Source organism: Mesorhizobium sp. P3_A2 (genome assembly GCF_056403115.1).
This window is the reverse complement of sequence record NZ_JBFUGC010000010.1, coordinates 198683-211867: the sequence shown is the minus strand read 5'-3', so window position 1 is coordinate 211867 and position 13185 is coordinate 198683. Positions and strand designations below refer to the sequence as shown.

The following is a 13185-nucleotide window of genomic DNA, read 5'->3' as shown; positions in this document are numbered from 1 at the left end:
ACTACCACCGTCTCAGAAGATGGCGCTAGCGTTGCGGCCAGCCTCTTTCTCCCCGTTTTACGGAGAGAAATGCCCGGCAGGGCAATTAGGGGCGGCGCCAACATCGGGGATTGGTCGATCACAATCCCAGCCGCTCGACCTCTTCCTTCCTCACCTTCCAATCATAATCCAGCAGGAACTCGTCCAGCTGCGGCGGTGCGACCGAAGTGCCGGACAACATCGCGTGCACTTGGCCGCGATGGTGGATGTCGTGCAGGAAGACATGGGCGAGGATGTCGCCGATCTTTTCGGGGATCATGCCGTCCTCGCGCCGGTCGGTGATGACGCGACGGCGAAGATCGTCCGCCGACAGCCCGTCACAAAAGGCGATCAGCCGCCGGTCGGACGCGGCTTGGGCGGCAAACAGCGCCTGCGGTTCATCGAACGGCACGTAATCGTCATGGGCGGCAGCACCCACGCCACCTTCCTCCAGGAAATCGAGATAGAGATGATCGACCGCGAGGATGTGGTTGAGCGTCGCCTTGATCGACGGGAAGAAGCTGGTGCGTTCAGCTTCGAATTCGCCCGGCTTGAGCTGCAGCACGGCGCGGTAGAGCCGGTCGTTCGACCAGAGATTGTTGCCGGCCATGCGGCGCAGATGATCGAGCAGGGTCACGAGTTCATTCGTCTGACCAGGCCAATGCCTGCCGCCATGACCGCGAAGCCGCCGACAACGATCAGCAACAGCCGGTTCATGCGCCGGCGCATGGCCTGCGTTTCCTCGTCACGCGCCACATTGGTGTTGGTGATGGTGTGGAACATCATCGCCTTGCGCGGGTAGCCGCTGCGGTTGGTCAGATCGGGCGAGCGCGCCTCGATGCGGTAGCTCAGCCGGATCGCCTGGATGAACACCACCAATATCCCAAGCGCCCAGACCCCAGCCAACAGATAGAATGACTCGCCGGTCATTACATGATCCCCCGTTTACGCCTGGTATTTCTCGACCTTCTGCTCGATGGCGCCGAAGATCGAATGGCCGGTCTTGTCCTTCATTTCGATGCGCACCGTGTCGCCGAAGCGCAGGAACGGCGTTTTGGCTTCGCCTGATTCAATGGTCTCGATCATGCGCAATTCTGCAATGCAGGAATAACCGGCGCCGCCGGCCGACACCGGCTTGCCCGGCCCGCCATCCAGCTTGTTGGAGACGGTGCCGGAACCGATGATGGTGCCTGCTATCAATGGCCTTGTCCTGGCGGCATGGGCAATCAGCGCCGGAAAATCGAAAGTCATGTCGACGCCGGCATTGGCGCGGCCAAACGCTTTGCCGTTGAGGTCGGCGAGCAGCGGTAGGCTGACCTTGCCGCCATCCCAGGCATCACCGAGTTCGTCCGGCGTCACCGCCACCGGCGAAAAGGCCGAGGACGGCTTTGACTGGAAGAAGCCGAACCCTTTGGCGAGTTCGGGACCGGTCAGCGCGCGCAGCGTCACGTCATTGACCAGCATGACCAGCCGGATCGCAGCGCGCGCCTGGTCGAGGCTTGCGCCCATCGACACATCATCAACGATGACGGCGACCTCCGCCTCCATATCGATGCCGTAGGCCTCGTCGGCCATGCGGATCGGCTCGCGTGGCGCGATGAAGGAATCGGAGCCGCCCTGATAGATCAGCGGATCTGTCCAGAAACTTGCCGGCATCTCGGCGCTGCGCGCCTTCCGCACCAGCTCGACATGGTTCACATATGCCGACCCGTCAGCCCATTGATAGGCGCGCGGCAGCGGCGAATGCGCGTCATGCTCATGAAAGCGTGCCGACGGCACTGCATTGTTTTCCAGCGATTCCGCGATGGTCGCCAGATGCGGCGAAATCCGCTGCCAATCGTCGAGCGCGGCCTGCAGCGTTCGCGCCAGGAACGAGGCGTCGGTGAAGCGCGTCAGGTCGCGCGAGACGACGACGAGCTTTCCGTCGCGCGTCCCGTCCTTCAATGTGGCAAGCTTCATGCGTCCTCCCAGTGGTTATTCGTAGTATGCGGTTATTCGTAAGATTTGCCGGCATAGAGAATTCTGGCAGCGGCTTTCCAGGGGTTTTCGTCAGCTAGAAATTCCGGCCCATTGTCTTGGACGCAGGCGACCGCCGCTTCGAGAAAGGTGGCTATCGACCCGTTGTACCAGCCATTCCAGCCCGGGTCGGATGGTCCGGGCCTCGTGTCCTCCTTGCGGTCGGCGTCCTCGCGGTCCTTCCGCAGCGCATCAATGAAACGGACAAAGGACGGCAAGTCCTCCACTCGATCGAGGAACGGAGAGAGCTGTGCCCAAGACGTCGTCCCGGATGTTCTCACCTCTTCCCAAAGCTCTTCGTCGGCCATCGTCACTCCCGAAACCCCACAACAAGGCCGTCGCGGGCAATCGTCAAGTCACCGGCCCACGATTTCCTGACAGCGGCCTCCCAATCGGCCTCGCCGATCGCGGGGTCGTCGGCCGGAATGAGGTGGTTGAGCACCAGTCTCCTGACGCCGGCGTTGCTGGCGATGCGCCCGGCTTCCTCGGCAAAGGAGTGGCTGGCAAGCAGATGTTCCTTGAGTCGAGCGCCGTTGCCGGTTCTGGCGACCAGCCGCTCGATGCCCTGTTTCAGCATGGCTTCATGGACGAGAATGTCAGCATTTCTGGCAAAGCCGGCGAGTGGCGGAAAGAAAGCCGTATCGGCCGAGAACACGACGCTTCTCGCGCCATGCTTGAAGCGCAGCGCGAAACAATCGGTCACCGGCGGATGATCGACGCGCAGCGCCGAAACCTTCAGACCGCGCTGCGCAAGAATTTCGCCCTCGCCGAATTCGACGATCGAAACCAGTTCGCGAATGTCCGGCCGGCCCTCGTCGACGATCCGGGTTTCGATGTCGAACTCCATCGCCTGGCAGAAACGCCGCCAGTAATGGCCGGTGCCGGGCGGACCAAACAACGTCACCGGACTGGCCAGACCGGCCGTCCAGGCGGTGTGCAGCAACGGCCCCAGTTCCAGCACATGGTCGGAATGCAGATGGGTGATGAAGACCAGGTCGAGCGCCTTGAGGCTGATGCCGGCATCGACAAGGCCGCGGGTGACGCCAAGCCCGCAATCGACGACGATGGTTCGCCCGCCGAGCTCCAGCAGCGACGAGCTCGGCCATGGCCCGCCCGGCCGCAGCGCCGGGCCACCCTTGGAGCCGAGACATACCAGCCGGTCGCTCATCGGGCCGATCTCAAGACCAGTCGCCTTCCGGCGTGCCGTTGAAACGCTTCTTCAGGTCAGACCAGCAGTCGATGTAATTGTCCTGCCGGGTCTCCAGCTCGGCGCCGTAGCGGGTCAGCATCTGCGGGAATCGGGTCTCGAACATGAAGGCCATGGTGTTGTCGAGCTTGACCGGTTTCAGTTCCACACGCGAGGCCTTTTCGAAGCCAGGGGCATCGGGGCCGTGGGCCAGCATCAGATTGTGCAGGCTGATGCCGCCGGGCACGAAACCTTCCTCCTTGGCGTCGTACTGGCCATGGATCAGGCCCATGAACTCGCTCATGATGTTGCGGTGATACCAGGGCGGCCGGAACGTATCCTCCGCCACCAGCCAGCGCGGCGGGAAGATGACGAAGTCTATGTTGGCGGTGCCCTCCTCGCCGCTCGGCGCCGTCAGCACGGTGAAGATCGACGGATCCGGGTGGTCGAACAGGATGGCGCCAACCGGCGAAAACGTCGCCAGATCATATTTGTAGGGCGCATAGTTGCCGTGCCACGCCACGACGTCGAGCGGCGAATGGCCGATCTCGGTGACGTGGAAATTGCCGCACCATTTCACCGTCAGCCGGCACGGCGTCTCCTTCTCCTCGAACCAGGCGCAGGGCGTCTTGAAGTCGCGCGGATTGGCCAGGCAATTGGCGCCGATCGGGCCGCGGTCGGGCATGGTGAGCTTGGCGCCGTAGTTTTCGCAGACATAGCCGCGCACTTCGGCATCGACGAGTTCGACCTTGAACACCAGCCCGCGCGGCAGCACGGCGATCTCGCCGGGGCGCAATTCGATGACGCCCATCTCGGTGACGAAGCGCAAGGCGCCGACCTGCGGCACAACCAGCAACTCGCCGTCGGCGTTGAAGAAATGGTCGTCAACCATCGAACGGTTGGCGACATAGACATGCGCCGCCATGCCGCTCTGTCCCAGCACGTCGCCGGCAGTGGTTATCGTGCGCATGCCCTGAATGAATTCGGTCGGCTCCTTCGGCATCGGCACCGGGTTCCAGCGGTACTGGCCGAGCGCCAGCTCATGGTCGCCGACATTGGGGGCGGTCTTCCACAAGGGATAGCTCACTGCCTTGAAGCGACCGGTGTGTTTTACGCTCGGCCGGATGCGGTAGAGCCAGGAGCGCTCGTTGGTGCCCCGCGGGGCAGTGAAGGGCGAGCCGGACAGTTGCTCGGCATAGAGACCGTAGGCCGGCCGCTGCGGGGAATTGCGCCCCTGCGGCAGCGAGCCGGGCAAGGTTTCGGTTTCAAAATCATTGCCGAAGCCCGGCATATAGGAAAAGGCCATCCGATCCTCCCTGATCCCGGTCTCTGAGCCAGCTGAACGCGGCTTGCCGGTACTGTTGACCAAACTGGTTTCATTTGTAACCATTGAGAATGTAACTATCAACCGCGAACGCCGCACAAGGTGCGCAGATGGAATCGGAAATCTTAGAGCTTGAAAGCTTCCTGCCTTATCGGCTTTACCGGCTAGCGGACGCGGTCAGCCGCGAATTCTCGAAAATCTACCGAGACCGCCACGGCCTGACGCGGCCGGAATGGCGCACGCTTTCCGGACTTGGGCAGCGCGGCACGATGACCGCAACGGCGCTCGGCGAACAATCGGCCATGCACAAGACCAAGGTGTCGCGGGCTGTGGCTGAGCTGGAACGGCGGCGCTGGCTGACGCGCACGCCGGACGAGAACGACCGGCGTGTGGAGCATCTGGCGCTGACCAAGGCGGGACTGGCCGCCTATCGCGAAATGGTACCGCTGGCGAAGGCGTTTGAACGGGAGTTACTGGCGAGGCTGAGCGCGGAGGAGCGGGCGGCGATTGTGACTGGGGTGGCGGCGCTGGAGGGTGCGTTGAAAGAAAAGTGAGCCGATAGGCTGACGGGACGCGAAGGAACTCTACGTCTCTATCGACGTGTTCACCAATCCATCACCACCTTGCCAGAACTACCGCTCCTCATCGCATCGAACCCCGTCTGGAAATCGTCGATGCCGATGCGGTGCGTGATCAGGCCCGACACGTCCAACGGGCCCTGCACCAAGGCGATCATCTTGTACCAGGTCTCGAACATCTCGCGGCCGTAGATGCCCTTGAGATGCAGCATCTTGAAGATGACCTTGTTCCAGTCGATCTCGAAACCGGTCGGTGCAATGCCCAGAATGGCGATCTTGCCGCCATTGTTCATGGTGTCGATCATGTCGCGGAAGGCGGGCGCGGCGCCCGACATTTCGAGGCCGACGTCAAAACCCTCGGTCATGCCGAGCGCCGGCATGACATCCCTAAGCTTTTCCTTGGAGGCGTCGACGACATGCTGGACGCCGAGCTTTTTGGCCAGCGCCAGCCGCACCGGATTGATGTCGGTGATGACGACTTTGCGCGCGCCCACGCATTGCGCCACCAGTGCGCCCATGATGCCGATCGGGCCGGCGCCGGTGACCAGCACGTCCTCGCCGACCAGATCGAAGGACAGAGCGGTATGCACGGCATTGCCCAGTGGATCGAAGATGGCGGCGATCTCGTCGGGCACATCGTCAGGGATCGGCACGACATTGTGCTGCGGGATCGCCAGATATTCGCCGAAGGCGCCGGGACGGTTGACGCCGACACCGAGCGTGTTGCGGCAGAGGTGGCCCCTGCCCGCGCGGCAGTTGCGACAATGGCCGCAGACGATGTGGCCTTCACCGGAGACGCGCTGGCCGACCTTGTATTCGGTGACCGCGGCGCCGAAATCGGCAACCGTGCCGACAAATTCATGGCCGGTCACCATCGGCACCGGCACGGTCTTCTGCGCCCACTGGTCCCAATTGTAGATGTGCACGTCGGTGCCGCAGATCGCCGTCTTCTTGACCTTGATCAGCACGTCGTTGGGGCCGATCTCCGGCACCGGCACCTCTTCCATCCAGATGCCCGGTTCGGCCTTGGCCTTCACCAGCGCCTTCATCATGTTCGACATTCTACAGCTCCTTACCCTCCCCCTTGTGGGGAGGGTGGCCCGAAGGGCCGGGTGGGGGTCAAACAAACTGGCGAAGGTCAGACCCTGCAGACCCCCGCCCCGCCTCCCGCCCGCTTGCTTTCGCAAGCGGTCGAAAGTCGACCCTCCCCACAAGGGGGAGGGTAAAATTCTCAGCCAATCACGCCCAGTTCTCGGCCGACCGCCGCGAATGCCGCCACGGCGCGGTCGATATCAGCGCTGGAATGCGCCGCCGACATCTGCGTGCGGATGCGCGCCTGGCCTTTCGGCACCACCGGGAAGGAAAAGCCGATGACATAAATGCCGCGCTTCAGCATGCGCTGTGCCATCTCCTGCGCCAGACTGGCATCGCCCAGCATCACCGGGATGATCGGATGATCGGCACCAGCAAGCGTGAAGCCCAGCTTGCCCATTTCGGAGCGGAACCGCGCCGCATTGGCATATAGGCGCTCGCGCAAGGCGTCGCCATTGCGGATCAGCTCGAACACCTTGATGGACGCGCCCGCAATCGCCGGCATCAGCGTGTTGGAAAAGAGATAGGGCCGCGAGCGCTGGCGCAGCCAGTCGACCACCTGGCTTTTGCCCGAGGTGTAGCCGCCCGAGGCGCCGCCCAGCGCCTTGCCGAGCGTGCCGGTGATGATGTCCACCCTGCCCTCGACGCCGCAATGTTCGGCCGAGCCGCGGCCGTTCTTGCCGACGAAGCCGACGGCGTGGCTGTCATCGACCATCACCATGGCGTCGTATTTTTCCGCCAGATCGCAGACACCTTTCAGATTGGCGATGATGCCGTCCATGGAGAACACGCCGTCGGTGGCGATCAGCCGGAAGCGGCAATCCTTGGCCTCCTTCAGCCGGGCTTCGAGATCGGCCATGTCGTTGTTGGCGTAGCGGAAACGCTTGGCCTTCGACAATCGCACGCCGTCGATGATCGAGGCGTGGTTGAGCGCATCGGAAATGATCGCATCCTCCTCGCCGAGCAGCGTCTCGAACAGGCCGCCATTGGCGTCGAAGCAGGAGCCATAGAGAATGGTGTCGTCCAGGCCGAGGAAAGAAGAAATCGTGGCCTCGAGCTGCTTGTGCTCTTCCTGCGTGCCGCAGATGAAGCGCACCGAAGCCATGCCGTAGCCATAGCGGTCGAGCGCGCCTTTGGCTGCGGTGCGCAATTCGGGGCTGTCGGCAAGGCCGAGATAGTTGTTGGCGCAGAAGTTCAGAACCTTGTCGCCACCGACTTCGATCTCAGCCGACTGCGTCGAGGTGATCACACGCTCGGATTTGTAGAGCCCGGCGGATTTCAACCCTTGCAGTTCATTGTCGATATGGGAGAGGAATGCCGCGCTCATGATCAGGTCCTATTGAGATTGGCGGCGACTGTCGCGCCCCCTGAATGAAAAATCCACCGTAAATGCGACCGCTTCGGTGGCGCGGCAAGCTCAACCTTGGCGCGATCCGGTCGCAAAACCAGCATGTTGGAGTAGCAGACGTGCAAATATGGCCGTGCCGCGAAAGAACATGATAACCATTTCAGCAGCTTTCGTTCACTGCTGAAGCAACCATTCCGCCGGCTTCGAGACCTGTTAACCCTTTCAAGCCAATGGTCTTCTCGCCATGAATCCGTGGCAGAATCCGTTCGACCGAGGGGTCACCTAGAATATGTCGCAGCAGCCGGCGCAAACCATCTCGGGCAAACTCATCCTGCTGATCAAGACCGGCTACTGGCTGGCGCTGTTGATCATAGCGGCCATGGTGATGGCCTCCTTCATCCTGCTGCAGCAGATGATGGCGGCCCAGCAGCACAACGACACTTTGCTCGATATCGTCAGCACCCAGAAGGCACTGTCGCAGCGCATCGTCTTCCTGGCAAGTGCAACCGGCTCTGCCTCGCGCGACAAACAGCCGGCCCTGGTTTCTGCGCTGAAGCAGGCGACCACCGAGTTCGAGACGAATTACGATCTGCTGCTCGAGCAGACCGGGGCCGATCCCCAGTCACCGGCGCGGTCCGACCCAAAATCGATCGAAAACGTGCTGTTCGCCAAGCCGTTCCACCTCGACTATTTCTCGGTCGGACTTATCGCCAATGGCGAAAGGCTGATCTCGTCCTTTGAGTCCCAGCTCTCCGGCAAGGCCGCCTACAAGGGTGGCGGCGAGCGCGTCAATCTCGACGCCTCCGTCGCCAACGCGACGCTGTCGGGCTATGCCGCCCTTGGCCAGCGCATTAGCGCTTTCGCCGACGAGCGGTCGGAAAAGCTGCTCGATCTCCACCGCACCTTGTTCTACGCCACCATCGCCGTCATCGTGCTGGTCGCGCTTTTCATCTTCCGGCCGATGTCGAAGGCGATCCTGCGCAAGACGCATGAGCTTATCGACGCCCGCAATTCGATGGCCTTCATTGCCGTGCATGACGGGCTGACCGGCCTGCACAACCGCACCTTCCTGACCGATCACTTCGAAACGCTGATCAAGGGCGCGCATCGCCGGCGTGAAAGGCTAGCGGTGATCCAGCTCGATCTTGACCGGTTCAAGCAGATCAACGACACGCTCGGCCATGCCGCCGGCGACTATGTGCTGGTCGTCACCGCGCAACGCATGCGCGATTCCTGCCGCGCCTCGGATTTGTGCGCGCGTCTTGGCGGCGACGAATTCGTGATGATCCTCAACGGCGCCGGTGGCACCGAGGACATCAACATGCTGGCCAGGCGCATCCTCGAACAGATCAACGAGCCGATCATGTTCCAGGGCACGACCGTCCTTCCGGGCGCCAGCGCCGGCATTGCCGTCTACCCCATCGACGCCGACAATGCGGCTGATCTGCTCGTCCATGCCGACCTCGCGCTCTATTCCGCCAAGAAGCTCGGCGGCGGCAGCTTCTCGTTCTTCTCCGAGGAGCTCAGGCGCGAACTCGATTACCGCAAGCAGCTCGAGCACGACATCAGGGTCGCCATTTCTGAGAATGCTTTCCAGGTCTATTTCCAGCCGCAGGTGTCGCTGACCAATGGCACCATCAGCGGCATCGAGGCGCTGGTGCGCTGGAAACATGCCGAGCGCGGCATGATCTCGCCAGGCGAGTTCATTCCCGTCGCCGAAAAATGCGGCTTCATGCCCGAGATCGGCCGCATCGTCTTTGCCAAGGCGATCGAGCAGGCAGCGGAATGGGACCGCGCCGGCATTGCTTTCGGGCGGCTTGCCGTCAACGTGTCGGGCACCGAACTGCGCGAACCCGACTTCGACCGCTTCCTGTTCGCGACGCTGGAAAAGGCTGGTCTGGCGCCGCAGAAACTGTCGCTGGAAATCGTCGAATCCGTCATTCTCGACGACGAGAAGACCGGCATCGCGGCCAAGCTGCGCCACATCCGAGCCGCCGGCGTCCATCTCGAACTCGACGATTTCGGCACCGGCTATGCTTCGCTCAGCCACGTCAATCCGAACGAGATCGACCGGCTGAAGATCGACCGCCGCTTCGTCCAGAACATCAACGAGAATGGCGACAACACCAAGATCGTGCGCGCCATCACCGAACTGGCGCGCGGCCTCGGCATCTCGATCGTCGCCGAGGGCGCGGAAACCGAGGCCGAGCTCGATTCGCTGATGGCGATCGGCTGCGACCAGGTGCAGGGCTATTCCATCGCCTTCCCGATGCCGCAGGACAAGGCGCGCGAATGGCTGCTGGCCCGCAGCCCGAAGAAAGCCAAGCTCAAGGTGTTGCAGGGCAATCTGGCATAGCGGCTCAGACCGCGTCGGTCATTTGGCGGGCGCGACATTGGCCCGCAGCGCCGCCAGCACGTCGGCGAACTCCGCCAGCCGGTCGTCCGGCAATCCGGTGCGCAGCCGTTTGTCGAAAACGAGAGCTGCCGCGCGTAGTTTCACGAACATGGCTTCGCCGGCTTGCGTCAGCTCGACCAGATGAACCCGGCGGTTGTCGGGATCGCGGCGGCGCGTCAGTAGGCCTTGCGCCTCCATGGTGTTGAGATGGTGGGTGAGCGTGGCGCCCTGGATGCCGATCATGCCGGCAAGCTTGCGCTGATTGGCAAGCTCGCTCGACTTGACCGAAAGCAGGGTCAGCCACACCGGCAAAGTGCCGCCGGCCTCGACCAAAGCGGCGTCAAAAGCCTGCGCCACCAGCTTGGAGGTACGCGCGAGATTCATGCCGACGGGCGGGCGGTCAAAGGGAGTCATGAGCCGACAGTAGAACAAGGCACCGAGCGAGGGAACGCAGCATTATTCATTGACATCGAATCATTCGATACCTAACTATCGTGTCTGTCGATCTACCAGGGCGTGTTGTCCTGCATTCGACAGGGACTCGAGGCGGGCAAGGAGGAAACGATCATGCAATATGTCTACATCGTCGTTATCGGCCTTCACGTCATGGCGGGGGTGTTCTGGGCCGGCACCACCATCACGCTGGCCCGCGATCCCGAAATCAAGGCCGAGCGTTTCATCCAGCCGCAACTGGGCTCGGCGGGCGTGGTGTTCCTGACCGGCGCGCTGCTCTGGTATTTCTTCCATGGCGCCTATTTCGGCTCGATGGAAATGGTGCTGGCGCTGGGCATTTTGGCTGCCTTCGCGGCGGCCGGCGTTCTCAGTGTCGTGGTTCGCAAGACCAGCCGGCAGCTTGCGGGCGCGGACGCCGCAACGGAGAGGGCTTTGCGCGCCAGGATGGCTGGTGGCGAGCGCATCGCCGCATGGCTGCTGGTGCTCACCGTACTTTGCATGGCGACCGCCAGGATGGTTTGAGCCCTGCCGCGTTATCTCCCGGTTGAAAGCATTCCGCATCGTGCGTCGCCTGGCTCCAAGTCGGCGGCGTACGCGGCGCGCAGCTCGGACGGATGTGCAAGGTGGCTCTCCGCACAAAGGTTTGGCTGCGCGCCACCCATCGACCGAAGAACAGGGTTCAGACCCGCAAGCCGAACCTGATGCCATCATAGATGGCGGCATGGATATTGCGCGAGGCGACGGCATCGCCGATGCGCAACAGCACGAAGCTGCCCTGCGGGTTGCGCTGCGGAAAAATGTCGCCGCCGCCGACGAGCCGCTCGTAGTCGATCGCGCCACCGTTCTTCGACAGCGGCTTCAGCGCGAGATAGAGATCGTCGAGGGGGGCGGTACCATGCTCGACCACGACCTGGTCGACCCGCCTTTCGCCGCGCCAGCCATCGGCAAAGTCGGAGGCCAGTTCAGCGACCAGCTGGTTGCCCTCGCGCCGCACCGAGCGCAGCCTGGTGTTGATGGTGATGGTGACGCCCTTTTCCTGGAAGGCGCGCATATAGGGAACGTGGTTCATGCCGCCCATTTCCGGGGCGAAGAAACGTTCCGGCGAAACCAGTTCCAGCTTTGACCCGGCATTGGCGATCAGTTCCGCCGCGCCCATGCCCTGGTGGCCGCCATTGTCGTCAAAGAGCAGCACGTTCTCCGCCGGCTTGACGCTGCCGGCCATGATGTCCCAGCTCGACGTGACGAGATTGTCACCCGCTGTCAGCGGCGGGTTTTGCGGCAGGCCGCCGGTGGCGATCACCACCACATCGGGCGCCAGCGCCAGCACATCGTCCTGCTCGGCCCATGTGTCGTAGCGGATCTCGACACCGAGCCGGTCGAGTTCGGCCAGCCGCCAGTCGATGATGCCGATCAACTCCTTGCGGCGCGGGTTCTGCGTCGCCAGTCGAACCTGGCCGCCGGCCTGGCCAGAGGCTTCGAGCACCGTGACGTCATGGCCGCGTTCGGCCATGACGCGGGCAGCCTCCAGCCCACCTGCCCCCGCGCCAACGACGACGACTTTCCGCTTCGGCCCTTCGGTCTTGACGATGATGTGTGGAATTTCGGCCTCGCGGCCGGTCGCGGCATTGTGGACGCACAGCGCCTCGCCGCCTTCATAGATGCGGTCGAGGCAATAGGTGGCGCCGACGCAAGGGCGGATCTCGTGCTCGCGGCCTTCCATGACCTTCTTGATGATGTGCGGATCGGCGATATGGGCGCGGGTCATGCCGACCATGTCGAGTTTTCCCGTCGCTATGGCATAGCGCGCGGTGGCGACATCGGAAATGCGCGCCGCATGGAAGGTCGGGAATTTCGTCGCCGCCCTCACCTCGCCGGCGAAATCGAGGTGCGGCGAAGAGCGCATGCCGGTCACCGGGATGACCTTGGTCAGTGCCGCATCGGTCTCGATCGAGCCGCGGATGATGTTGAGGAAGTCGACCTTGCCGGAGCCAGCGAGCCGCTTGGCGATCTCGACGCCCTCCGCTTTCGACAGGCCCTTTTCAAAATCCTCGTCGGCGACCATGCGGATGCCGACGACGAATTTTTCGCCTACCGCCGCCCGTACGGCATCCAGCACCATGTCGGTGAAGCGCAGCCGGTTGTCGAGCGAACCGCCGAACTCGTCGTCGCGGTGGTTGGTGGCCGGCGACCAGAAACCGTCCATCAGATGGCCGTAGGATTCGAACTCGACGCCGTCGAGGCCGGCCGCCTGGCAGCGCTGGGCGGCCGACGCATAGTCGGCGACGATGCGCTCGATATCCCAGTCCTCGATGGTTTTCGGGAAAGCGCGGTGCGCCGGCTCGCGCACCGGCGAAGCTGACAGCACCGGCAGCCAGTCGGCCTTGTTCCAGCCGGTGCGGCGGCCGAGATGGGTGATCTGGATCATCACCTTGCAGTCATGCTCATGGCAGGCGTCGGCAAGCTCGGCCAACCACGGCACGATGCGGTCGTCATAAACATGCAGATTGCCGAAGGCAGCCGGGCTGTCGCGCGAGACGATGGCCGAGCCCGCGGTCATGGTCAGCGCCATGCCGCCCTTGGCCTTTTCGGCATGGTAGAGCCGATAGCGCTGTTTCGGCATGCCGTCCTCGGAATAGGCCGGCTCATGGCTGGTCGACATCACCCGGTTCTTCAGCGTCAAGTGCTTGAGCTGATAGGGCTGGAGAAGCGGATCGTTGGAGGTCATCGTCTTCCTGCATCTTCATTTTGTGTTGGAGCAGCGTGCACTGCTCCAGT

The 13185-nt window shown here is 62.8% G+C and carries 13 protein-coding genes; 3 read left to right on the top strand and 10 right to left on the bottom strand.

What is annotated here, in order from left to right; genetic code table 11:
* Positions 1-118: 118 nt before the first annotated feature.
* From AC1DXM_RS23200 to hmgA, 6 genes are read right to left on the bottom strand one after another with little or no spacing between them, the layout of a single operon-like run.
* Entirely contained in the window at positions 119-655 is a 537-nt protein-coding gene (locus AC1DXM_RS23200; RefSeq protein ID WP_477236534.1) for a DinB family protein, read from the bottom strand.
* Positions 652-948 (bottom strand): hypothetical protein, encoded by a 297-nt coding sequence (locus AC1DXM_RS23195; RefSeq protein ID WP_477236532.1) that lies wholly within the window; start codon positions 946-948, stop codon positions 652-654. The genes AC1DXM_RS23200 and AC1DXM_RS23195 overlap by 4 nt, the downstream gene beginning before the upstream one ends.
* A 15-nt stretch (positions 949-963) precedes the next feature.
* Positions 964-1977 (bottom strand): fumarylacetoacetate hydrolase family protein, encoded by a 1014-nt coding sequence (locus tag AC1DXM_RS23190; RefSeq protein ID WP_477236530.1) that lies wholly within the window; start codon positions 1975-1977, stop codon positions 964-966.
* Positions 1978-2009: 32 nt separating this feature from the next.
* Positions 2010-2342: a DUF7660 family protein gene (locus AC1DXM_RS23185; protein WP_477236528.1), complete on the bottom strand. Its 333-nt coding sequence runs from the start codon at positions 2340-2342 to the stop codon at positions 2010-2012.
* 2 nt (positions 2343-2344) lie between these two features.
* A complete protein-coding gene (locus AC1DXM_RS23180; protein ID WP_477236526.1) occupies positions 2345-3202 on the bottom strand; it encodes an MBL fold metallo-hydrolase in 858 nt (285 codons plus the stop codon).
* Positions 3203-3212: 10 nt separating this feature from the next.
* A complete protein-coding gene (gene hmgA, locus AC1DXM_RS23175) occupies positions 3213-4526 on the bottom strand; it encodes a homogentisate 1,2-dioxygenase (protein ID WP_477236524.1) in 1314 nt (437 codons plus the stop codon).
* A gap of 128 nt (positions 4527-4654) precedes the next feature.
* On the opposite strand from hmgA, the gene AC1DXM_RS23170 reads away from it, so the two are divergent.
* Positions 4655-5098 (top strand): MarR family winged helix-turn-helix transcriptional regulator, encoded by a 444-nt coding sequence (locus AC1DXM_RS23170; protein ID WP_477236522.1) that lies wholly within the window; start codon positions 4655-4657, stop codon positions 5096-5098.
* A 50-nt stretch (positions 5099-5148) separates the two neighbouring features.
* Here the strand turns inward: AC1DXM_RS23170 and tdh are convergent, their stop codons facing one another.
* Together tdh and AC1DXM_RS23160 are read right to left on the bottom strand one after the other, a co-directional pair.
* The gene (gene tdh / locus AC1DXM_RS23165; RefSeq protein ID WP_023672918.1) at positions 5149-6183 is read right to left on the bottom strand and encodes an L-threonine 3-dehydrogenase; all 1035 of its coding nucleotides are present in this window, start codon (positions 6181-6183) and stop codon (positions 5149-5151) included.
* Positions 6184-6353: 170 nt separating this feature from the next.
* On the bottom strand, positions 6354-7541 hold the full coding sequence (locus tag AC1DXM_RS23160) for a glycine C-acetyltransferase (protein WP_477236519.1): 1188 nt from the start codon (positions 7539-7541) through the stop codon (positions 6354-6356).
* A gap of 310 nt (positions 7542-7851) precedes the next feature.
* On the opposite strand from AC1DXM_RS23160, the gene AC1DXM_RS23155 reads away from it, so the two are divergent.
* Positions 7852-9918, top strand: coding sequence for a putative bifunctional diguanylate cyclase/phosphodiesterase (locus AC1DXM_RS23155; RefSeq protein ID WP_477236517.1), 2067 nt, complete (start codon positions 7852-7854; stop codon positions 9916-9918).
* A gap of 18 nt (positions 9919-9936) precedes the next feature.
* Here the strand turns inward: AC1DXM_RS23155 and AC1DXM_RS23150 are convergent, their stop codons facing one another.
* Complete coding sequence (locus AC1DXM_RS23150; RefSeq protein ID WP_477236515.1) at positions 9937-10341, bottom strand: MarR family winged helix-turn-helix transcriptional regulator; 405 nt, start codon at positions 10339-10341, stop codon at positions 9937-9939.
* 183 nt (positions 10342-10524) lie between these two features.
* Between AC1DXM_RS23150 and AC1DXM_RS23145 the strand changes: the two genes are divergently transcribed.
* Positions 10525-10932, top strand: a complete 408-nt coding sequence (locus AC1DXM_RS23145) for a hypothetical protein (protein WP_477236513.1) — start codon at positions 10525-10527, stop codon at positions 10930-10932.
* A gap of 157 nt (positions 10933-11089) precedes the next feature.
* Here AC1DXM_RS23145 and AC1DXM_RS23140 read toward each other — a convergent pair whose 3' ends face one another.
* Positions 11090-13135 carry an oxidoreductase gene (locus tag AC1DXM_RS23140; RefSeq protein ID WP_477236511.1) on the bottom strand — a complete coding sequence of 682 codons (2046 nt, stop codon included), beginning with the start codon at positions 13133-13135 and terminating at the stop codon, positions 11090-11092.
* Positions 13136-13185 lie beyond the last annotated feature (50 nt).